Raw genomic sequence first — 21,637 nt, 5'->3', positions numbered from 1 at the left:
AAGTCAGATGTCGACTTGTTCTGCTATCACGAGGGCATCGTCGACCTCGATGCCGTGATATCGAACTGTGCTCTCGATCTTAGTATGCCCCAGAAGGAGTTGTACGGCTCGCAGGTTGCCGGTTCGGCGATAGATCAAGGTCGCCTTTGTCCGGCGAAGGGAATGCGTCCCGAACAGATGCGGGTCCAATCCGATGTCGGCCCAATGGGATAGGAGGCGGGCATACTGGCGGGTCGTCATATAGCCACTCAGCCGCCGGCCAGTGAAAAGGTATTCTCCTGACTTCTTGCCCGTAACCCGCAGGTAGTCGTCGATTGCCTGCCGGGCCGATTCGGTCAGTTCAAATTTGACTGGCCGGCCGGTCTTCTTCTGTCGGACGGTCGCGCGGTCGGCTGAATATCCGCTTGGCGCAAGGTCATCAACTTTCAAGGCTACGACGTCGCAGCCGCGCAGCTTGCTGTCGATGGCGACGTTGAACAGTGCGAGATCGCGCATTCGGCCTTCGACCTGGAGCTTGGTTCGGATCGACCAGACGTGCTTCGGACGGAGCGGCGGCTTTGCGCCGACGATCTTCCCCTTGTTCCAAGGAACATGCTTCGAGACAGCGGGGATGGTGGTTGGGGTAACGGTCATGTTGACCTCCTCAGCTAGTGAGGCTGGTCATTTTCAGCCCGGAGCAGCGCCTGAAGGTCGAGCTGATCGTCGGTCTTGGTCGCGACGAACTTCATGGTCGGGCGTTGAGCCGCCTCGGCGATGGCTTCCGCATCTCGGAAGCCATTCTTCTGTCCCTTCGAATAGGGGCGTACGTATTTCGCCGGCATCAGGCGGGCGTCGTGGCCAAGTATTTGGAGCTTGCGACTGAGATGATGCGCACCGACGCAGGCCTCCATGCCAATCAGGTAGGGCGGCATATTCGCGAACCGTGCTGCCACCTGGCCACGCGACCACTTTTGCCGCAGGACAATCTCCCCGCGCGTGTCCTGACCGACAATGTGGAAGGAGTTTTTGCCGATATCGATACCAACAATGGCAGTTCGAGCATTGATCTGTTGGGACATGACGTGCTCCTCGTCTTTGGCGCCCCTTACCAGCTTCCATCGCTGGCTGGGCGGGAGCACGGCCGGACCATCCCACTAGCAGACGTGAACGAGCCACCCTGGCGGCATTAGGCGAGCCGCCAAACTTGTCTAGCCGAAGAGACAAGTTACCATTTCGCTGATTCTTGGTCGTTGCGGCTGGCTATGACGAAATCATCGAAGCTGGTTGCTGCGAAGCGTGGCAAGGTGCTCCTCGTAAGGCGTCGGTCGGACGGCCGCTGGATGTCTCCGGGCGGCCGCCGTCGCCCGAACGAATCCGAAAAGGAATGCTTGCGCCGAGAAATCAAAGAGGAGCTGCCAAAACTCAAGCTTGGACGCGTAAGCCTCTGGAAGGAGGTCACGGCGAAAAACAAGCGGTCGGGGCGGAAGATGAGCGATGCGATCTTCGTCGCCAAGAACGCCAGAGGCAAGCTAGTCATCGGCGATCCGAAGGAGATCGACCGGGCCGCGATGCCGGCACAAAAACAAGCGTCGGCTCAAGCGCTCGTTCCTATGACAGGTGTTGGTTCAGCTCACGGCGATCGCGTAGCGGGCCTTCCTTTCAGTGCCGGGACTCGCCGAGCTACGCCGCCGCGTCTACCCGCGCCGCCCAACTTCGTTGATGGCTGAAACGAAAGAGGCTGCCAACCGTCCTCACCACACCGTGAGCTTTGCTCTCGGTGGGAGAGCAGCGGGCATCAATGTAGCTTGTGGGATAGGTCTCTAATAACCGCCCGTTGATCGTCGACATAGTCTTGAAGCACGGCTTTCCGGTCTTGCCGATCCAGGTCCGCGAGGCTGACAATCTGCTGAGCGCGCCGCGCCAACTCTTCGTAGTTTGCCGCGACCTTACGGAGAGAGGCCCGCGTGCCAGCGTTCTCGCAAGCATCGGCCTTAGTTCGGAACTCCTCCGCGCGATCCCGCCAATATTTGGGGGAGTGCATACGCTCGATACCCATGACGCCAATCCCGGACCGGTCCGTTCATGTTATTAATGGACATGTCGTCCATGAGTTCCATTCGCACGCTGAAATAGCACAAATTGAGAGCAGCCACTGCGGTTGTTAAAGCTAGACCACGGAGGCTCGGAGACTGGCCAGCGCTCAGTGACGGCCGCGGTCCGTGTTGGATCTCGACGCGGAAGCCTTCTGGCGCGGTGTGTCGCCCGCTGCTGGACGTTGCAGACCGGGCAGGTCACGCCGGCGCCGCCGCAACTGCAAGCGCGCTGTCCGCCCAACGCAGTTCAGATCGTTCTCCCAGACCCATCTGTGTCACCACGCGTCAAGCACTTCATCGCGGGTCCATGTCGAGAGAGGATCCTAACCACGCTGCCTCAGTACGCCACATTGGCAGTGCATTTGTGAACACTTATGCCCGGACGCAGCAGCTCCCTGACTGCCTCAGCACGGCTAGGAAGTCGCTCCGCGAACCAAAAGTCGTCGATAGCTTGCATATCTTCTTTGGCCATGAGGACTTGAAGTCGAAACGTGTGAATGCGCTCTGTCATTTGACTATAACGCAAATCCGAAATATCGGTTCCTCGCTCGCCACCCTTAGTGTAGGATCCAGTAGACCAAGCAGCTTGCGGCCATGCCCGGACTGTCGAGGCAAGCTTGCAGCTTGCTGATTCTGTTGTGACCGAAAGCACACACCGCACAACCAAGTCGGCCAATCCGCTCGCGTTCAGTTCCGGCCCGATGCCGAGGCGCCGGCGTTCGAGTTCGCGCCTCCGTGCGCCTTAACGGCACCCGTGGCGTTCGGGGACGTCGGCGCGGATTTCGCCGGCGCGCTCGACCCGCCGCCATTGTTGTCGGCCGGCGTGTTCAGGCTCGAGGCGCCGGCGCCGGTCGTGCCACCGGTGCCGGATGAGCTGATGCTCGATCCCGTGCCGGAGGCGCCCGATCCGCTTTGCGCGCCGGCCGTGGATGTCGTGAACAGGCCCGCACCAAGTGCGGTGCCAATTGCGGCCATCGCGATGAGCTTCATGTCAATTCCTCCGGCTGTGGGGCAGGGATGAGGCGGCGCGCGAGCTTCATCATCGAAGCGGGATCGGTTGCGGCCGTGTTCCGGAGCTAACCGCCGCGGTCGCCGAAAGTGCCAAATCATACTTGGCATTAGGAACGGCTCCATGAGCTTCCGGTTGCCGCCGAAGGGAGCAGCCATGCGCAGCACCAATCTCGGTCAGGTTCTTCTCGTCGCGGCATTGCTCGTCATGCTCGGCCTTGCCGCGTTCGGCATCGCCTGGGCGTGGGATGCGACCAACGGCGTGGACGACGTCGCCATGGACGAGCACGGCTGGATCGCGCTCGGTCTCGGCTCGTTCTTCTCGCTGCTGATCGGCTGCGGCCTGATGACCTTGATGTTCTTCAGCAGCCGACGTGGCTATGACGAGGCCGCCGATCCGTTTCGAAACAAGGAGAAAGAATAGATGATGAAGTATCTCGCGACGTTCCTGAGCCTCATGTTCGGCAGCCTGTCGTTCGCTCTCGCGCAGAGTAATTCAGGCGGCTCCGCGTCCGGGCAAACGACCACCAGCTCCTCGAGCGTGCAGGGCACCGCAGGCACCAATGCCAGCGGCACGGTCAACACCAACCAGGGCAACAGCTACGGCAACAACGCCGCCGGTGGCGTGAGTTCTGGCCACGATCGCACCGGCCAGCCGGCGACGAGCAATACCACGACCGGGCCGTCGAGCCAGGGCAACGGCAAGTAGGCGAGCACGGCGGGAGCATCACAAGCGGTGCTCCCTCCCTCCTACGCAAGACGTCGAGGAAGACTGTTGTGAATGGTGCAGGCGGCGAGAGCGGCATGCCCAAAGGCGACGCTGATCTGATTCAGGTCGCTGACGACGTCTCCGATGCCGTAAAGACCGGCCACCGATGTCCGCTGATGATCGTCCACCTTGAGGCAGCCTTGATCCGTATGCGCAGCACCCAGCGATAGCGCGAGCTGGGACCGCACCTCGGCGCCCATGGCGGGGTATACGACATCGAATTGCAAATTTGTTTCGAGACCAATTGTCTCAAGCTTATGATCCGCGCGCCGGAAGCGTAGGTCCGGCGCGTCGACGAGATGAATGCCGGCTTCGGTCATGGCAGAGATCTGTTCAGCCGCGCCCATTTCGGTGGCGAGCAGGGTGACGTCCTGGGAGAAGCCGCGCAGAAACATCGCTTTGGACGCCGCATGCTGCAGCGGCCCGACGACCGCGATACGGAGGCCCTTCGCTTCATAGGCGTCACAGATCGGACAGTACCGCAACGTGCCCTCGGCGACGGCAAGCTGCCATTCGTCGCATGGGGGATGGATATCGACCAGGCCGCATGCGAGCACCACGGTCGCAGCGTCGGCATCTCCGCCGGACCAGGTTGCATGAAATCCATGCTTGGTCATCTCAAGAGCCGTGACCTCTGCGTGGAGCACGGGCACTCTGAGCTCCGAGAGTTGCGCGGACATCCGGGCCAGAAGCTCCGTTCCGGGCAAGCCACCGGTAAAACCAGGCAGATTGTGACTGCGGGGAATCAGGGTTGCGCGACTTGCTCCCGCGTCGATCACGCAAACATCGCGGCGAAAGCGCGCCAGGTAGATCGCTGCCATCAGTCCTGCAGGCCCTCCGCCGACGATCAGGCAATCCCGGAACATCAAGCCCTCATATATTTCACATGACCGTCACGTCGACACTCGCAGCGAACTGCGCGACCTGGCGTCCTCTGATCACCGTGAATGCGTTGTATTATCGATATGCTTGTAAGAAAGTGTTCGGATATCTCTGCCGAGTTTTGTTGAGAGCGGTTGTGTCTTTTGAGTCGATCGGCCTTCCCGATGTGTCGGGGCCCATCGCCGCCGCGTGCCTGGGCCTTGCCGTCGTCATGCAGCGACTGATCGCCAATGATCTCGCCGACGGCTTGTTTGGTCTTGCCGACGATCCGTTGCTTGATCTCTTCCGCTTTGCCCATCGTCGAACTCCAACGTCGCTGCGGCCCCGGCGCCTGAAGGAGAGCACGCCGGGGCGCCGCTTTGATGCGAGATGCGTCCGGCTGTGGGTCATGTAGGACGCAGGGATGAGACGCCGTGCCGGGCGCATCGTTCCTGTGACCATCATCGCGGTTCGATCGCGATGATCACGCCTTCATTGCCGCGAAGCAGGATCGAACCGTCCGGCAACGATCTCGAGGTCTGGTCGAGATGGGTCGACAACAGCAATCGGCCGCTTCCTTGCCACGTCCATCGTCTCGGCTCGGCAGCGATGTTGAGGACGATCAGCATCTCATCGCCGCGCACGACGCGCTTGAAGGCGAGCACATCGTGCTGAGCCCGCAGCGGCTCGTAGCGGCCTTCGCGAAGGCAGGCCTGTTCGCGGCGCAATGCCATCAGGGCGCGAAACAGCGACAACATGGACCGTTCATCGCTCCGCTGCCCGATCACATTGGCCGAGCCTTCCGGGTCAAGCGGCAACCAGGGGCAGCCGCTCGAGAAGCCGCCCCCGGCACTGGCGTCCCAACGGAGCGGCGCGCGCTCGGGATCTCGACACAAGCCATAACCTGGCACGAGCTTCTCGAAGGGGTCGCGAACGCGATCGGGCGGGATCGACACCCGCTTGCGGCCGATCTCGTCCCCCATGAAAAGGAACGGTGTTCCCTTCAAGGTCATCAGGAGCATCGCCAAGATGCGCATCTGCGTTTCGCCGATCTTGCTCGCGATCCGCGGCTTGTCATGACCTCCGATCACCCACACCGGCCATGCATCCTCGGGAAGTGCGTTGAAATAGGCATCCACCGTCGCCTGCAGCGACAGCGCATCCCATGGCGTATCGAGCAGCGCGAAGTTGAGTGGAAGGTGCAGGCGCGGCCGCTCCGTGCCGTAGAAGTGGCCAATGCGATCTGTCTTGCCCTGGACCTCACCGCACAGCAGCCGCCCGAAATATTCATCGATCACGCTTCGGATGAACTCGATGCACTCCATTGTCTCCGGCCGGTCGTCGGTGAAGACCGGCGTCTGGCGCTGTGGCGGCGGTTTACCTTTGGCGTTCGGGTTCGGCGGATTGTCGCGCAGAAGCGCGTCCTTGATCAGGACCGCGCTGGCATCGACACGGAAACCGTCGACGCCCCGATCGAGCCAGAAGCGCATGACATCGGCCACGGCTTGCTGGACACCCGGGTTGCGCCAGTTGAGGTCTGGTTGCTCGACCAGGAACGAGTGATAGTAGTATTGCCGTCGCGTCTCACACCATTCCCCCGCGCTGCCGCCGAATCGGCTCAGCCAATTGTTCGGCGGGCCGCCATTTTCGGCCGCATCAGCCCAGATGTACCAGTCGGCCTTCGGATTGTCGGACGAACTGCGGCTCTCGACGAACCATTCATGATCGTTGGCGGTGTGATTGGGCACGAGATCGAGAATGAGGCGGATGCCGTGCGCGTGAAGGGCGCCGAGCGCCCTGTCGAACCCGTCGAGGTCGCCGAATGCGGGGTCGATGGAGCAATAGTCGGAGATATCATAGCCGAGGTCGCGGAAGGGGCTCTTGTAGATCGGCGTGAGCCAGACCGCATCGACGCCCAGCCATTTCAAGTAGTCGATGCGCGACATGAGGCCGGTCAGGTCACCCTTGCCATCTCCGCCGGAGTCTTGAAAGGAGATCAGCGCGATTTCGTAGATAACTGCAGTTCGCCACCACGCCTCTCTAACCAAATTCTCCGACGTCATTCTTCCGATTTGCCTCTGCTTGCCAGACGAATTGCTCGCGGCATTGCCTCGGTTGAAAGGCCGGGATACCGCTCGACCATGGCTGACAAATCCGAGGCGGAACGATGGTTGCTATGGGCTTGCGGCCGCTGCGTCCGACGGTTGGATTAACATATGATAATGCAAAAGTGGTGCGAACCATCAACGTCAGCTTTGTAGGCGGGGGCTATGTCGGTGACCGTGCAAGGTGCAGAAGCACCAACGGCCGGACGATCTGCGAGGTTGAACGTGAAACACTATCGCGCTTACCAGGTCGACCCGGACGGGTCACTCTGCGGCTGCATCGACCTTGTCTGCGGTGACGACGAGCAGGCCAAGCGCGAAGCAGTTGCTCTGGTATCAATTCGCCGTATCGAACTATGGCGGCTCGACAAGCGCATTGCGCAATTCGAATCTCGGGACAACGAATTCAGCAGGGCTAAAGAGCCTCTAGGTCACCAATAATTGACATTGTTAAGTCTCACGCCCCGCGATTCTCGTAGGCTGAATTTCTTTCACTGGAGGTCCCGCGGCCATGTTCGATACCGCCACCACCGCGCGCGCCGTCCAGACGTCTCTCGACGATTTCCGGCAAGCCGGTTCCAAGGCGCTGAGGGAAGCGCCGGCCATGACCGTAGCCATGCGAGGGAGGCGGTGAATTTTCAAGTTTACGGTCCTGAAGATCCTGGTGAGCTATCCGGATGGGTTTGCCATGATGGAGGATCTCAAGCGGGATATGGCGATATTGGCGACCAGCGGAAGCGATTGGACGGATCGGACCAAGAGACTCGGCGCGCGTGTGTCGGGGCTCGACATTTTTTCGCAAGTGCTGGTCGAACGCGTCAGCGGAGGCTGGCGGATCACCGACAAGGGGCGCGCCGTCCTGGGCCTCATGGAGCAGCCTTCCGTGGATCCGCTGCCTGCCGAAGATGACCTGTCGCCTGAATTGACGGCCGTTGAAAGGGCGATCCCCCAGGTCCGGGAAAGGCGTGGACACCAGTTGGCGCGACGGCGGCGTTTGCGCGAAGCGCGAAGGCCGCCTCGGGCGCGCGCGTCCTGATGTTGGCGTGGCTGCACCCTGGATGCGAGGGCTAGGAACGAGCGTCACGCGGGGGACTTGAGCAAGGTCCTGACCGGAATACGCTCATGAACAAGTTTGACGCTACCTCGTCGTCCGCCGGCCTCACGAGGGTGACCGACGACATCTGGATCGCTGACGATGCGCCCATCAGTGCTGCGGGTCTGGTCCTGCCTGTTCGCATGACGGTCATCCGGCTGTCGAATGGCGATCTCGTATTGCACTCGCCGGTGCGGTATTCGCCGCTTCTCCGCAGCGAGCTCGAACGTTTGGGCCCGATCAGATATCTGCTCGCGCCCAATGTTGCGCACTGGATGTTTCTGCCCGACTGGCAAAAGCAGTTGCCGCAAGCTCAGACCTTCGCGGCGAGGGGGCTTTCGGCCCGGAAACAGGTGCGAGCGGCCGAGCTTCGCGTCGACCGCGAACTCAGCGATTTCACCCCGAGAGAATGGGCTGCGGAGCTTGAGACCATCGCCGTGACCGCACCGATGTTTTCGGAAGTGGAGATATTCGATAAGCGGAGCCGCACGTTGATCTTGACGGATCTCGTGCAGAATCTCGATCCTTCTCATCTACCGCCCTCAAATCAGGCGGCCGCTAACCTGCTTGGCATCGCCAAGCCTGATGGCAAAGCGCCGGTTTATCTGCGGCTTTTGTTGCGTCTCGGCGGCCGTTCGGTTCAGGCGGCCGCGCAGCGATTGGTAAGCCTGGCGCCCGAGCGCGTCATCTTCGCACACGGCGACTGGTTCGAGGCCGGTGCGACCGAACATCTTCGGCGGTCGCTGCGATGGCTGCTCCCGGGAAAGTCCGAAGTTGCCGCGCGCCCATTGGCGGGTACGCGTGTTGTCATCACGGGAGCGTCGAGTGGGATTGGCCGCGCCGCTGCGCTGGCCTTTGCACGGGAAGGAGCGAGCCTCACTCTCGCAGCGCGGCGTGGAGACATTCTCGAGGGCCTCGCGGCCGAGTGCGAGGCACTCGGCGGCCGTGCGCTGGCGGTCCCGACCGATGTCACCGATGCCGAGGCGGTCCGGCGGTTGGCGGCGCAGGCCGACGATGCCTTCGGTGGCGTCGACGTCTGGATCAATAATGCCGGCACGGGTGTGTTCGGCGCCTATCAGGATGCCGACATCGCGCTGCATCGCCGGACCATTGAGGTCAACCTGCTGGGGACCATGCACGGCGCCTTCGCGGTGCTCCCGGTCTTTCTCCGACAGAAGCGGGGGATCCTGATCAATAACATCTCACTCGGGGGCTGGGCGCCGACGCCGTTTGCCGCGGCCTATACCGCAAGCAAGTTCGGCCTGCGCGGCTTCACGGCGAGCTTGCGCCAGGAGCTCGGTACGCATGCGAATATCCACGTCTGCGGCGTTTTCCCGGCGATGGTGGACACGCCCGGCTTCGTCCACGGTGCCAACGTGTCGGGCAAGAGACTCGATCCGGGACCGCTGTTGTATCAGTCCGAGGATGTCGCACAGACGTTCTTGGACCTGGTCCGCATGCCTCGCGATGAAGTGGCCGTCGGGTGGCCGGCGCGCGCCGGCCAGATGGCCTACGCCGTCGCTCCGAAATTGACCGAGCAATTGCTTGGAGGTGCTTTCCGTTTCTTGCTGTCGCGCGCGCGCCGCGCGCCGGTTAGCGAGGGCAGCATGATCGAGGCGTCTCCGCCGGGCGCGTCGGTAGATGGCTGCTGGCTGGCGCGAAAACAGCTTCCGCCGGCCGGCGTGATCAGCAAGGGTCTTGCAGTGTTGGGACTAGCTGCTTGCGTGGCGCTCGTCGCCTCGGCCGCCAGCCGCCCTCAGAGCAGGACGAGGCACGGACGGGCGCAGGCGGGCACGGTCCGTCGCCGTCGTCATGGCAGCGCATAAGCGCGCACATAGTCGCCTAATTTAGTGCCGAACGAGCCGTGGCCGCCGTCAACGGTCACGACATATTGCTTGCCGCCCACCTCATACGTCATCGGCGTCGACTGGCCGCCAGCGGGAAGCCGATCCTGCCAAAGCTGTCTACCGTCACGGGCATCGAATGCCCTGATGTAATCGTCCATCGTTCCCGTGATGAAGATAACGCCGCCGGCTGTCACGATCGGCCCGCCCAGCATGGGAACGCCGAGCTTGAACGGCAGCGGCAACGGCGCCTGATCGCGGATCGTACCGATACGATGCTGCCAGACCACTTTGTGCGTCCTGAGATCGATGGCAGCGATATTGCCCCAGGGTGGGGCAAGACAGGGGATGCCGAGTGGCGACAGGAAGATGCCGAGATCGACGCCGTAGGGCGCGCCGTACATCGGCTGCACTCCGAGTTCGGTGCCCGGCGGATGCGCGGAGTTCGGGGCCGCCGGATTGTCTTGCCCACGCGGCACCAGGCGGGACACGAAGGGGATGGATTGCGGGTTCGCGATCGCGATCTGTCGCTGCGAATCCACCGCGATGCCGCCCCACTCGAACATGCCGAAATCGCCCGGGAAGACCAATGTGCCTTGCTCCGAGGGCGGCGTGAACGGTCCCTCGTAGCGCAGGCGCTTGAACTTGATGCGGCAGACGAGCTGATCGAACATCGTGCTGCCCCACATCTGCGCGCCCGTGAGCATGCCGGGTGGACGGAAGCTCAATTCCGAGAACGGCTGAGTGGGTGACAGCCGGTCGCCGGGCGCGGAAGCCTGCGGTACCGGTTTCTCCGGCGCAGGCACCAGTTGATGTCCGTCGCGGCGGTCGAGCACGAAGATGTCGCCCGTCTTCGCCGGAATGTAAATCGCGGGTGTCACCGCGCCGTTCGTGCGAAGATCGACCAGGCTCGGCTGCGAGGGCATGTCCATGTCCCAGAGATCATGGTGTACGTTCTGAAAGGACCAACGCAGCTTTCCGGTGCCGATGTCGAGCGCGATCAGCGCCGAATCGTAACGCTCCTTCTCCGCCGATCGGCCGCCGCCCCAGATATCGGGAGAGCTCGATCCGAGCGGCACATAGACAAGCCCGAGCTTCTCGTCGACGGCCGAAATGCTCCAGGAGTTTGGCGAGCCCGCCGTGAAATGATGCGAGGCAGACGGCATCTCGTTCGGATTGGGGTTGCCGGCGTCGAACGCCCAGATCAGGCGTCCGGAATAGATGTCGAAGCCGCGGATCACGCCCGATGGCACGCGATCGGAGTAATTGTCGATCACGGCGCCCCCGACGATCAGAACCTTGTCCGTGACCACGGGCGGCGAGGTGCCCTCGTAGAAACCGGGCGTCTGGATCTCGCTTCCTTCCTTCAGGTCGATCTGGCCGTGATCCCCGAAACTTTCGCAAGGCGTGCCGCTCCTGGCGTCCAGGGCGAACATCCGTCCGTCATTGGTCGGCACGAAAATGCGCTCCGGGCAATCGCTTGGAGCCGCCGCAGCGTCAGTGGTGACGCCGCCCGGTTTGGTCGCATGATAGGACACGCCGCGGCAGGTCATGTGCTGAAAGGTCTTGTTGTGCTGAACCTGCGGGTCGAACTTCCAGCGCAGCTTGCCGGTCGCCGCGTCAAGTGCGAACACGATCTGATGCGGCGAGCAAGTGTAGAGCAGATCGCCGATCTTGAGCGGCGTTGCCTGGTTGGTGATCTCGTCGGGATCATCAGGTCCTTTGTAATCGCCGGTTCGGAATTCCCAGGCGAGCTTGAGGTCCTTCACATTGGCGTTGCTGATCTGGGTGAGCGAGGAATAGCGCGTGCCAAGGCCGGTGCCGCCATAAGCCGTCCAGTTTTCGCCGGCGGCGGGCGGGGCCTGCCCGGACGAGGCAGTTGCGTCCGTCACGTCGCTTTCTCGCAGGATACCTGCGAGATCGTGGCGGTCATGCGTCAGCGAGACGCCGAGCACGATGGCGGCTCCGATCAGCACGAGGCCGAGAGCCCATCGCGCTGCGCGCGAGCGGGGCACGAGCCGGCGCGCGATGAAGGGGAGGAGAAGCCAGACGCCCAGTGGCGCAAGCACATCGCCGCGTGGCGCCAGCGACCAGAAATCGAAGCCCGCTTCCCAGACCGCCCACACCACCGTGCCGAGCAGCAACGCCGCGTAAACCCAGAGCGCCTCCGCGCGACGGCGCGCGAGCAGCCAGCTTGTGACGAGAAGCATGATGCCGGCGACGAGATAGTAGACGGAGCCCCCCAGCGCCGCGAGCCAAACGCCGCCGGCGGTAAGAAACAATCCCATGACGGCGACGACCAAGACGGTGACGGCCAACAACGGCGCGTCTCGAAACAGGCTTGGCGATCGATGGATCGAGGTCATTGGATTTACTTCAACGTATAAAGAAAAGCGGCTATATCGCGCGCGTCCTTTTGCGGGATGCCCATTCTCGGCATGGCATTCCCTGGCAACGCCCGCTGCGGATCCTCGATCCAGGCAGCCATGTTGTCCGGCGAGTTCTGGATATAGCCGGCAATATAAGTGCGAGTCCCAATCCGCTGGAGCGGGGGACCAACATTTCCGTCGGCGCCAGCGACGCCAGGAATGTCGTGGCAAGTGCCGCACTGGTATTGCTTGACGAGGTCGGTGCCGCGGCGCGCATCACCCATGAAATTGTCCGCGCCGGCCGCCTTACCCGGCTTGCAAGCGCCCGCCGTCACGGCCAGCAGCGAGACGATCAGTAATCGTGTCGTTGGATGGATCATCCGGCTGCTCCGCTCCGCCGATCAGGGCTTTTGGCCGAAGTTGAATGTCTTGGTGGCCGACCAGGGATCCGTCGTCGAAACCTGCTCGCTCGGGACTTGCTCGACTTCGGGCGACAAGGGATTGGCGGAGAAGGTTCGGCCCCATTGTCGGTTGGGATCGTTGCTGATCTTGCCGATATAGGAGACGAGGTCCCAGATCACGCTGTCCGGCAGCACGCCGCCCCAGGCCGGCATGCCGTTCGGCCGTCCCTGGTAGATCGACAGATAGATGTTTTCGGGTTGCGAGCCGTAAGTGAAGAGATTGTTGCTCAGCGCCGGTCCCATGCCGCCGCCGCCGTTCGGCGCGTGACAGCCGATGCAATTGAAGCTGACATAGTAGGTCATGCCGCGTTGCTGAGCGTTGGGATCGCCCTGGACCGGGTTCTTGATCTGCGGCGGATCGGGCTGCGCGCCCGGGAACAGCGTGGTCACGGGAACCTGCATGAACACGCCGGGACGGCCATTGCCAACGCGGCCGCCGAAATTTGGACGGGGCGCCAGTACCGGTGCGTGTACCTCCTGGGATTGAGGCAGGGTTTGCTGCGCGAGCGTTGCGCCGTCGGGAGCAGCCGCCAAGAGCAAGGATAGAGCACTTGCGCGCAACGCCATGGCAGACATCACTCGTGTCCTCCCGAGCCCGCGGCTGAACCGTCGACCAGAGGAACGCCGTAGCTTCGCAGCAGAGCGGCGATCTCGGATCGATGTTCGTCGATGAACACATTCAGCTGATCTCGTAGAGCGTGGTCGCCTTTGCGGACGCCCATCGAGATGGCGAACTGGAACTGTTGAGGCGCGAAGCGCGCGCCGTCCTGAATCGGAGCGACCGTCAGCGGCACCTCGGATTGCGCAGCGAAATAGCCGCCCAGCGGCCCCCATGCTGCGGCGATGTCGATCTCGCCGTGTTCGACAGCCTCGATCAGGCGTGCGGGCGGATCGGCCTGACGATAGTCACCGTAGATCGAGTAGCCGCGGACATTGTCGACGATGCCGAGCTCACCGAGCGCCTGCGCCGGCGGCGGATTGTTGCCGTCGTCACCCACGAGGTGCACGCCGATTATCAGACGATGCAGGCGCGGGTCGAGCAGGGACGAGAGATCGAGATGCTGGCTTTGACGGCTTACGAACACATAGCTGGAGCGATAATATGGCTTTGTGGTTTCCACCCGATCGTAGTCGGCCGGCACGCCCATCACGACGTCGCATTTCTCGGCCTTGAGGGTGTTACGGATGAAGCCGCGGCGCTGCGCCCACCAGGTGTAGGTGGTCTGCCGTCCCAGCTTCGCAGCCACCATCGTCGCCAGCTTGTTCTCGAAGCCAGCCTCGGCGCTGTTGGAGAACGGCAGATTGTTCGGGTCGGCGCAGACACGAAGCTCGCCATCCGCACTTGCAGGAACGGCTGACGCGAGGCCGGTCAGGGCGCCGATGGCAAGGGCGGCGCAATTATCGCGGAGGCGCATGGCTGCCGTCCTGAGAGCTGGCGCTGCCAAGTTTGAACACCAAGAGTTCGCTGCCGCCGGCGGTGTAGAACGGCAGATCCTGCATCGCTCCAGTGAAGCCGAGGGCTCCGTTGCGCACCCGCTGGTCGACCTCTGCATTGGCAACCGCTCCGGGCCAGCCGCCTACGCCGGAGAGGATCGCTATGTATTGTTGTCCATCCGCGCCGCGATAGGAGATCGGCTGGCCGATGAACCCCGAGCCGGCGCGGAACTGCCAGAGGACATTGCCTGTCCTGGCGTCCACCGCCTTGAACATGCGGTCCATCGTTCCGTAGAATGCGACATCGCCGGCGGTCACCAGTGCGCCGCTCCAGACAGGCAGCTTCTCGTGGATCTCCCACACCTTCTTGCGCGCGACCGGATCCCACGCCATGAACTCGCCGCGATGTCCGCCGGGACCGGCGTACATGTCGACCTCCGCTCCGACATAGGGCGTGCCCGCGATGTAGCCCACCTGCGAGGCCTTGAAGTTCATGCAGAGATGCTGATGCGGCACGTAGAGCAGCTTTGTGCGCGGCGACCAAGCTGATGGCTGCCAGTCCTTCGCGCCCGGCGCAGTCGGGCAGATGTTCTCGACCGTCTTGCCGACCAGCGGGGTCTTCTCCTCATTGGGAATGATCTTGCCGGTCTTGAGATCGACGCCCTTGTAGGCGTTCACGAACTCATATGCGTCCGCCGAGATCACTTCGCCGGTGGCGCGATCCATGACGTACATGTACCCGTTGCGGCCAGGATGGATCAGCACCTTGCGACGCTGACCGTTGAGTTCGAGATCGACCAGCACGTTTTCGTTGATCTCGTCATGGTCGAACAGATCGTGCGGGTTCACCTGGTACGCCCATTTCGCGCGCCCACTGTCAGGATCGCGCGCGAAAATGGTCGTGCTCCAGAGATTGTCGCCGCTGCGCTGGTTGGCATTCCATGGACTTGGATTTGCGGTGCCATAATAGATTAGGTTGAGATCCGGGTCGTAGGAGATCCATCCCCACATCGTGCCGCCGCCAACCTGCCATCGGTCGGCGGGCCAGCTCTTGACACCAAGATCCTTGCCTTTGAGGTTGTCATAGAAGGGCTTGAAGTCGTCGCCGATCAATACGTCCTTGTCGGGTCCCGTCGCGTAGGCGCGCCAGGCGATTGCACCCGTGTTCTCGTCCAATGCGGTGACCCAGCCGCGCACGCCGAGCTCGCCGCCGCTGTTGCCGATGAGCACCTTGCCCTTCACGACGACGGGCGCCATCGTGATGGTCTCGCCCTTGTTGATCTCGCCGAGCTTCGTATGCCAGAGTTCCTTCCCGGTCTTGGCGTCAATGGCGACCGAGTGGTTGTCGAGCGTATTGAGGAAGACCTTGCCGTTGTCGAAAGCCAGTCCGCGGTTGACCACGTCGCAACAGGCAACGCCGGCCGCGGCAGGCTCCGGCTTCGGCGCATACGACCATTTCAGCTCGCCCGTTGTCGCATCCAGCGCGAACACGCGGTTCGGGTAAGGTCGGGCATAAGGACTGACCACATACATGGTCCCATCGATGACGAGCGGAGCTGCCTCTTGCCCGCGATCGACGCCGACCGAAAACGTCCAGGCGAGTTGCAGGCGGGATGCGTTTTTGGCGTTGATTTGGTCGAGATCGCTGTAGCGGGTGTTGGCGTAGTCACGCGCCGCCATCGGCCACTGGCCGGGATCCTTCATGCGGTTTGTAAGATCGCCTTGAGCGGAGACCGGCGCTACCGATGCGCCGTACGCGCAGACCATGCCGATCATTCCGGCCAGCAGGCGTCCGACGCCAAACTTTAACATAGGTGAACTTCCCCACGGCGTTGACGAGGCCGTGCCGTGCTGCAGGCCGGTTTGCGAACATACAAACGTTGCTGCCGCGCATGGTTCCTATCCGCGGGAGCGGTGCGAGTGCCGCTATCGCACGACGTTTCCCGACACGCCCGCACCGAGATCGACCGCAATCTGATCCTCCTTGCCGTCGCATTTGGGATGACCAAAACCCGACGGGCTTTTGCCGTCCGGGCCGATATCGTAGATGATCGCATCCTTCATGTTGGGGCTGACGCCGGCCGGCACGTGATCGAGACCGAGGAAGTGACGCACGCGCCACGCAACATTGTGATCCGCGCAGGAGCTGTCGCCGCTGACGCCGAGTGCACCGGCGATGCCGTTGCCGTCATAGAGAGCGAGGCCTCCGCCGAAGACGATCACCCCGCCGACGGGCTTTCCGACCATGGGATCATGCGCCGTTCCGAAATCATCCGGTGTGCCTGCGTAGATGACTTCCGGGGATGGCGGATTGCTGAGCGCGGCACCGAACAGGTACCCTCCGGGCTGCGTGCCAGCGTACAGATTCGCGGTCGCCATGGCCTTGGTCTTCAGGCTGAATGCATTCGCCGTGTTGGCTTTCTCCGCGGCGATGGCACGGCTGCCGAGCCATTGGTCATCGACTTTGCTGCCACTGTAGGCGACAGCACAGACAACACCCTGCCGGTTTACCACCGCAGCCCATTCGTTATTGTCGAGGCCACCGTTGCTCGGACCGCCGCCGGGCTTGACGCTCTTCTTGAGAATGTCGGCGAGCTGATCGTGATCTACCGGACAAGACATTCCCGCGCGCGATTGATCCTGCGCAGTTGCGACTTGCGGCATCGCGAGAGCCGCCGTGAGAACGGTAGCCACCAGGACGGATCGTTTACCCATTTGCCCTCCACGGATGGTCGAAGTCAGCAGGCGAACGTTGCATCAAACCGGCGGTTCCTATGCATCGCGATCTCGTATCATCACTCAGCCCGCGGGTCCAAGCGCCGTCCGGCGGGCGGGCGCGTCGAATGCCGTCAGCCAGCGATAGGCGAAGAATAGCGCGGCGCCGGTGTAGAGCAGCCCCATCGGAACCCACATCAAGATGCCTGCAAGTTGCTGATCCTCGAGCTGCGACAGGCCGAATTCGCCGGCGAGCGCGCCTTGGCCCGGAATCCACACCCGTGTCGACAGCGTCAACAATGCCCCGAGCACGCCGGAATGCAGCACGGTGACGAACAGACAGACGATCGCAATGCCGTCGCGAAGCCGTATGCTGCGGCCCACGCCGCGGCCATGAAGCAGCACCCACCAGAACAGCAGAGCCGTGGTGAAGAAGCTGATGTGCTGGAAGCGGTGGACGGTCGTGTTCTGCAAAGCCCAGGTGTAAAGCGGTGGGGCATGCCAGACCCAGAGCGCAAGGCCATGCAGGCCAGTCGCGCTCAACGGATGGCTGATGACAGCCCATGGCCGCGCCACAATCGGAAGGTTGAGCCATCGGCCAGCTGTCGGGCGAAGCGTTGCGGGCAGACCCCACAACATAGGCCCGTTGATCCGTGCAAAGGCCATCAGCGGGGCGCCGACGACCATGAGCAGCTCGTGCTCGATCATATGGGCGGTGAACAGGCGCTCGCCGAGCCAGTGAATCGGCGAGGTGAGGGCGAGCGCGACGATCAGCCAACCCGTCCAGAATGCACCAACCTGACGAAAACTGACGCCGCGGCCTCCACCGGCATGATGCCAGAGCCGCTGGGTACCGATGTAGAATCCGATGCCGACCACATAGAGCGGAGTGAGGAGCCAGCGATCCGAGCTCCAGAGCGATCCCGTATCGACCTCGGAGAGTCCATGCGCCCGGGCCGGCCCGGCGAATAGGCTCAGCAACAATGTTAGCAGGGTCAGCGCAAGCATGGACTGATCATCAGCGAAGCGGCAAGCTGGTTCGCGATCACCAGTGCGAACAGCACGCCGGAGCCAACGCCGAGCCAGGCCATGAATGTCCTGGGACCGCCGCCTTGCGTGTCGCTCCATTGCGCGGCAACGCCCCGACGAACCGCACGGGCCGAGATCGCCGTTCCCGCAAGAGCCACGACGGCCAGCACGGAACTCATGATGGTGCCGCTTAGCCGGGTCGTCTCGCATGAGAAATGAGCGAGCGCGTAGACGCCCTGCAGGTTGATACCCCAGGCCAGCGGCCCGAGAGCGACGCCGGCCCAATAGAGCAGCCTTGTATGTTCTTCAGTCTCGGTCATAGGCGTGGCACCCAATCGAGCAGGGCATAGAGCGGCAGCCAGGCCAGCACGACGAAATTCCAGTAGAAGACATTGTCGGTGACATCGCTGAACCGGCGCGGTTTGGCGTGGCGCGTGAACATCAGCACGGTCAGCACCACGGTATCGCCGAGATCCGTGGCGAGGTGGGTCGTGTGAAGCCCGAGGATCAGCCACACGATCGATCCGTAGGCCGAATTGTCCCAGCGCGTATTGAGGTGGGCGAACTCGAAGCCGCGCAGGACCAGCAACACAATGCCGATCAGCGACATCACGATGAGGCCGACCCGCACTTTAGGAAGATCCTGCCGGTGTGCAGCGCGATTTGTGAACTCGTTAGGGATGATGCTCAGCAGATAGATCACGACCTCTGCGGTACCGGGCCAGAGATCGGGTGGTGATGCTCCAATCGGCCAGCTGGAGTTGACGGCATAAAGATACAGATAGGCGCCGATCGCGATGGCGAATCCCATGCCCTCCAGCGCCATGAATCCCATGGCACCCCACCACGGACCGCTTCGCGGGCCGTAGCCATAGGTCGGCAAGTCGCCAACGTTACGGACGATGGTTTGTCTCACTCCTCGTCCTCCCTGCTGCCGGCCGGCCAGAACCAGCCGATCAAGGCGACCGCCATCGGCGGGGTGCCCCACAGGACGGCCCACGGCGTGAAGATCGAGCCGATGAAGAACACTGTCGTCGCGAGCGCCGTCAGCAATGGCCAGATGCTCGGCTCGGGAGATGCCTCGCGGGTCTGTGGCTCGGCTTCGGCAAGCGACGTCAAAAGGACTTCCCGCCGATCGACGCTGAGGCCCGCGGCGACCGGCAGGCTCTCACCGTCGAGCCATAGCGGCTCCCGGTGTTTAACAACGGGAATGCGGTCGAAGTTCTGCGGCGGCGGCGGCGAGGACGTCGCCCACTCCAGCGTCGAGGCATCCCAGGGATTGTCGCCGGCGAGCGCGCCGCTCCGCAGACTGCGGATCACGTTGACCAGCAGCAACGCAAAACTGAGAGCGAAGATGAGAGCGCCGCCGCTGGACAGCAGGTTGAGATGCGCCCAATCCATGTCGGCGGTGTAAGTGTAGACCCGGCGCGGCATCCCGATCAGCCCGAGGATGTGCATCGGGAAGAACGCGATATTGAAGCCGACAAAGGCCAGCCAGAAATTCCAGCGCCCAAGCCGCTCGCCGAGCATCCGGCCGGTGATCTTGGGAAACCAGTAGTAGACCGCACCGATGAGCGGGAAGATCGCCCCGCCGATCAGGACGTAATGGAAGTGCGCGACGACGAAGTAGGTGTCATGTACCTGGGTATCGATCGGGACCGAGGCGACCATCACGCCGGACAGGCCGCCCATCACGAAGATCACGATGAAACCGATCACGAACAGGAGCGGCGTGCGGTAGACCGGCCGGCCATCCCAGAGTGTCGCCAGCCAGCAGAAGATCTGCAGTCCGCTCGGCACTGCGATCAGCATGCTGGATGCCGTGAACAGGCCGGCGCCGAGCTGAGGCAGGCCTGTCACGAACATGTGGTGGACCCAGAGGCCGAACGACAGAAAGCCGGTCGCGATAAGGGACAAGATAACGACGGGATAGCCGACCACGGGGCGGCGGGCGAAAGTCGCCAGGATCGCCGACACCATGCCCGTTCCGGGTATGAAGATGATGTAGACCTCGGGATGGCCAAAGAACCAGAACAGGTGCTGCCAGAGCAAAGGATGGCCGCCTGACGAGGAGTCGTAGAAGCGCGTGTTGACGAGACGGTCCAAGATCAGCGACGTCGACGCGACCATGATCGAGGGCATCGCGAACATCACCAGGAAAGCCGTGACCAGCATCGCCCAAACGAAGAGGGGAATGCGGTCGAGAGTCATCCCGGGCGCGCGCAGCTTGAAAACTGTCACGACGATCTCAACGGCAACAGCGAGGGCGGCGACTTCGGTGAAGGTGATCATTTGCGCCCAGACGTCCGGGCGCTTGGTCGGCGTGTATTGCAACGATGACAGCGGGACGTAGGCGAACCAACCGACATCCGGACCGACGTTGAGCGCAAAAGAAATCCAGAGAAAGCAGCCTCCGAACAGAAACATCCAGTAGCTGAACGCGTTCAGCCGCGGGAACGCGATGTTGCGCGTTCCGACCATCAGCGGCACGAGGTAGACGGCGAACGCCTCCATGACCGGCACGGCGAAAAGGAACATCATCGTCGAGCCGTGCATCGTGAAGATCTGGTTGTACTTATCGGGCGACAGGAATGTCTGTTCGGGGCCGGCGAGCTGAATACGCATTAGGATCGCAAGAACGCCGCCGAGCAGCAGGAAGACGAAGGCGGTGACGATGTAGCGCCGTCCCACCACCTTGTGGTCAACAGACATAAGAGCGCCGAGAAAACCGGATGGAGTTCGCCAGAGGCTATCGAGCCGTGTCGAAAGCTGCAGGCCGTTCAGTGCATCGTCGCGCAACTCGCGCTGGTCGGCGGTGACACTCACTTGAGCTGCTCCAGATAATGAAGGATCGCGATGAGCTCACCCGATTGCAGCGGCATCTTCGGCATGTAATTGCCGGGCTTGATGTGCTGCGGATCGGCGATCCAGGCGCCGAGCGAGGCAGTCGTCATCGGCAGCGTTCCCGCAGCGATCGTCGTCCGGCTACCGACATGGGTCAGGTCGGGGCCCAACTGTCCACCGGCGAGCGTGCCGCGAATGGTGTGGCACAGCGCGCATCCTCGCGCGCGGAACAGCTGCTCGCCCTGCTTGCCGAGCTGGTCGGACGGGCTATGCGCGCTTTGATTCTCTCGATCGCGCCAGCGGCCGAATTCATCCGGCGGCAGCGCGAGCACGGCAAAAGCCATGTGTGCATGCTGAAGGCCGCAGAACTCGGCGCACTGGCCGCGATAGATGCCGGCGCTCTTCGCCGTGAACTGCAGCTCATTCTTTTGTCCAGTGATGAGGTCCATCTTGCCGGTCAGGCTCGGGACCCAGAAGCTGTGGATCACATCGGCGGATTCCAGCTCGACCTTGACCGGCTGACCAGTCGGAATCCGGATCTCGTTGGCGGTCACGAAGCTCCTGTCGGGATTGCCGTCCTCGTAACGAACTTCCCACCACCATTGATGGCCGATGATCTTGAGCGTGAGGGCATGCTCGTCCCTCGCGAACACGGTGCGCTGCCCGGCATAGCTGACGATGGAGAGGCCCAGAACGATCACGAGCGTCGCCAGTCCTAGCCCAAGCACGACGCGCCCGGTGACGCGCTCGAATGGGATATGCAGCGCGAGCGGCTGGTCCGTGGTACGCTTCCTGCGCAACATCCCGATGATCAGAACGATCACCACTGCGACCCAGACGACTGAGGCGATCGCCAGGAATATGAAGAAGGTTCGCAGGATCTCGTCGGATTGCAGCCCTTGCGGCGCAAGCGCAGACTGCCGTCCGGCACAGGCGGCCAACGGCAGCAACGCAAATGGCACCAAGGCCGTACGTATCCGAACAGGCATCGATGTCGCCGAGCTCCCCTTGCCCCAGGGCGAACCGATCGCTT

The 21,637-nt window shown here is 62.5% G+C and carries 23 protein-coding genes and 1 pseudogene; 8 read left to right on the top strand and 16 right to left on the bottom strand.

All coding sequences use genetic code 11. The features are described from left to right. Window positions 1-3: 3 nt before the first annotated feature. Together NLM15_RS33765 and NLM15_RS33760 are read right to left on the bottom strand one after the other, a co-directional pair. Window positions 4-633: a tyrosine-type recombinase/integrase gene (locus NLM15_RS33765; protein ID WP_254122174.1), complete on the bottom strand. Its 630-nt coding sequence runs from the start codon at window positions 631-633 to the stop codon at window positions 4-6. Between the two features lie 38 nt (window positions 634-671). After that, window positions 672-1,058: pseudogene (locus NLM15_RS33760) on the bottom strand (transposase); the annotation flags it as partial. A gap of 183 nt (window positions 1,059-1,241) precedes the next feature. On the opposite strand from NLM15_RS33760, the gene NLM15_RS33755 reads away from it, so the two are divergent. Then, window positions 1,242-1,706 (top strand): NUDIX hydrolase, encoded by a 465-nt coding sequence (locus NLM15_RS33755; protein WP_254122172.1) that lies wholly within the window; start codon window positions 1,242-1,244, stop codon window positions 1,704-1,706. A gap of 1,053 nt (window positions 1,707-2,759) precedes the next feature. On the opposite strand, the gene NLM15_RS33750 is transcribed toward NLM15_RS33755, so the two are convergent. Beyond that, a complete protein-coding gene (locus NLM15_RS33750; protein WP_254122170.1) occupies window positions 2,760-3,062 on the bottom strand; it encodes a hypothetical protein in 303 nt (100 codons plus the stop codon). A gap of 142 nt (window positions 3,063-3,204) precedes the next feature. Here NLM15_RS33750 and NLM15_RS33745 point away from each other — a divergent pair, with 142 nt between their 5' ends. Next, window positions 3,205-3,504, top strand: a complete 300-nt coding sequence (locus NLM15_RS33745) for a hypothetical protein (RefSeq protein WP_254122168.1) — start codon at window positions 3,205-3,207, stop codon at window positions 3,502-3,504. Next, on the top strand, window positions 3,505-3,789 hold the full coding sequence (locus NLM15_RS33740) for a hypothetical protein (protein ID WP_254122166.1): 285 nt from the start codon (window positions 3,505-3,507) through the stop codon (window positions 3,787-3,789). It begins immediately after the preceding gene. A 41-nt stretch (window positions 3,790-3,830) separates the two neighbouring features. Here the strand turns inward: NLM15_RS33740 and NLM15_RS33735 are convergent, their stop codons facing one another. Further along, entirely contained in the window at window positions 3,831-4,715 is an 885-nt protein-coding gene (locus NLM15_RS33735; protein WP_256565530.1) for an NAD(P)/FAD-dependent oxidoreductase, read from the bottom strand. Between the two features lie 20 nt (window positions 4,716-4,735). Between NLM15_RS33735 and NLM15_RS33730 the strand changes: the two genes are divergently transcribed. Beyond that, the gene (locus NLM15_RS33730) at window positions 4,736-5,125 is read left to right on the top strand and encodes a hypothetical protein (protein ID WP_254122162.1); all 390 of its coding nucleotides are present in this window, start codon (window positions 4,736-4,738) and stop codon (window positions 5,123-5,125) included. Between the two features lie 46 nt (window positions 5,126-5,171). Here the strand turns inward: NLM15_RS33730 and NLM15_RS33725 are convergent, their stop codons facing one another. Next, the gene (locus NLM15_RS33725; RefSeq protein ID WP_254122160.1) at window positions 5,172-6,773 is read right to left on the bottom strand and encodes an alpha-amylase family glycosyl hydrolase; all 1,602 of its coding nucleotides are present in this window, start codon (window positions 6,771-6,773) and stop codon (window positions 5,172-5,174) included. A 207-nt stretch (window positions 6,774-6,980) separates the two neighbouring features. On the opposite strand from NLM15_RS33725, the gene NLM15_RS33720 reads away from it, so the two are divergent. From NLM15_RS33720 to NLM15_RS33710, 4 genes are all read left to right on the top strand, one after another. Then, a complete protein-coding gene (locus NLM15_RS33720) occupies window positions 6,981-7,256 on the top strand; it encodes a hypothetical protein (RefSeq protein ID WP_254122158.1) in 276 nt (91 codons plus the stop codon). 70 nt (window positions 7,257-7,326) lie between these two features. Next, entirely contained in the window at window positions 7,327-7,449 is a 123-nt protein-coding gene (locus tag NLM15_RS43610) for a hypothetical protein (RefSeq protein WP_256565529.1), read from the top strand. A 54-nt stretch (window positions 7,450-7,503) separates the two neighbouring features. Further along, window positions 7,504-7,851, top strand: coding sequence for a hypothetical protein (locus NLM15_RS33715; RefSeq protein ID WP_256565905.1), 348 nt, complete (start codon window positions 7,504-7,506; stop codon window positions 7,849-7,851). 86 nt (window positions 7,852-7,937) lie between these two features. After that, window positions 7,938-9,734, top strand: coding sequence for an SDR family oxidoreductase (locus NLM15_RS33710; protein ID WP_254122154.1), 1,797 nt, complete (start codon window positions 7,938-7,940; stop codon window positions 9,732-9,734). On the opposite strand, the gene NLM15_RS33705 is transcribed toward NLM15_RS33710, so the two are convergent. From NLM15_RS33705 to coxB, 11 genes are all read right to left on the bottom strand, one after another. Further along, window positions 9,719-12,118 carry a glucose/quinate/shikimate family membrane-bound PQQ-dependent dehydrogenase gene (locus NLM15_RS33705; RefSeq protein WP_254122152.1) on the bottom strand — a complete coding sequence of 800 codons (2,400 nt, stop codon included), beginning with the start codon at window positions 12,116-12,118 and terminating at the stop codon, window positions 9,719-9,721. The two genes, NLM15_RS33710 and NLM15_RS33705, sit on opposite strands and share 16 nt — an antisense overlap. A gap of 5 nt (window positions 12,119-12,123) precedes the next feature. Then, window positions 12,124-12,501 carry a cytochrome c family protein gene (locus NLM15_RS33700; protein WP_254122150.1) on the bottom strand — a complete coding sequence of 126 codons (378 nt, stop codon included), beginning with the start codon at window positions 12,499-12,501 and terminating at the stop codon, window positions 12,124-12,126. A gap of 21 nt (window positions 12,502-12,522) precedes the next feature. Further along, window positions 12,523-12,984 carry a c-type cytochrome gene (locus NLM15_RS33695; RefSeq protein WP_375166900.1) on the bottom strand — a complete coding sequence of 154 codons (462 nt, stop codon included), beginning with the start codon at window positions 12,982-12,984 and terminating at the stop codon, window positions 12,523-12,525. Window positions 12,985-13,157: 173 nt separating this feature from the next. Further along, the gene (locus NLM15_RS33690) at window positions 13,158-13,997 is read right to left on the bottom strand and encodes a substrate-binding domain-containing protein (protein ID WP_254122146.1); all 840 of its coding nucleotides are present in this window, start codon (window positions 13,995-13,997) and stop codon (window positions 13,158-13,160) included. After that, window positions 13,981-15,828: a methanol/ethanol family PQQ-dependent dehydrogenase gene (locus NLM15_RS33685; protein ID WP_375166899.1), complete on the bottom strand. Its 1,848-nt coding sequence runs from the start codon at window positions 15,826-15,828 to the stop codon at window positions 13,981-13,983. Before NLM15_RS33685 ends, NLM15_RS33690 begins: the two co-directional genes overlap by 17 nt. Before the next feature lie 114 nt (window positions 15,829-15,942). Further along, window positions 15,943-16,731, bottom strand: coding sequence for a heme-binding protein (locus NLM15_RS33680; protein WP_254122144.1), 789 nt, complete (start codon window positions 16,729-16,731; stop codon window positions 15,943-15,945). An 84-nt stretch (window positions 16,732-16,815) separates the two neighbouring features. Beyond that, window positions 16,816-17,739, bottom strand: a complete 924-nt coding sequence (locus tag NLM15_RS33675) for a cytochrome c oxidase assembly protein (RefSeq protein WP_254122142.1) — start codon at window positions 17,737-17,739, stop codon at window positions 16,816-16,818. Beyond that, window positions 17,727-18,080 carry a hypothetical protein gene (locus NLM15_RS33670; protein WP_254122141.1) on the bottom strand — a complete coding sequence of 118 codons (354 nt, stop codon included), beginning with the start codon at window positions 18,078-18,080 and terminating at the stop codon, window positions 17,727-17,729. Before NLM15_RS33670 ends, NLM15_RS33675 begins: the two co-directional genes overlap by 13 nt. Then, window positions 18,077-18,676 (bottom strand): cytochrome c oxidase subunit 3, encoded by a 600-nt coding sequence (locus NLM15_RS33665; RefSeq protein WP_254122140.1) that lies wholly within the window; start codon window positions 18,674-18,676, stop codon window positions 18,077-18,079. Before NLM15_RS33665 ends, NLM15_RS33670 begins: the two co-directional genes overlap by 4 nt. Then, entirely contained in the window at window positions 18,673-20,586 is a 1,914-nt protein-coding gene (ctaD, locus tag NLM15_RS33660; RefSeq protein WP_254122138.1) for a cytochrome c oxidase subunit I, read from the bottom strand. The genes NLM15_RS33665 and ctaD overlap by 4 nt, the downstream gene beginning before the upstream one ends. Further along, window positions 20,583-21,566 (bottom strand): cytochrome c oxidase subunit II, encoded by a 984-nt coding sequence (gene coxB, locus NLM15_RS33655; RefSeq protein ID WP_254124567.1) that lies wholly within the window; start codon window positions 21,564-21,566, stop codon window positions 20,583-20,585. Before coxB ends, ctaD begins: the two co-directional genes overlap by 4 nt. Between the last annotated feature and the right edge of the window lie 71 nt (window positions 21,567-21,637).

This window comes from Bradyrhizobium sp. CCGB20 (genome assembly GCF_024199855.1).
In the GTDB taxonomy this organism is placed as follows: domain Bacteria; phylum Pseudomonadota; class Alphaproteobacteria; order Rhizobiales; family Xanthobacteraceae; genus Bradyrhizobium.
This window is presented reverse-complemented; position numbering and strand designations above follow the sequence as displayed.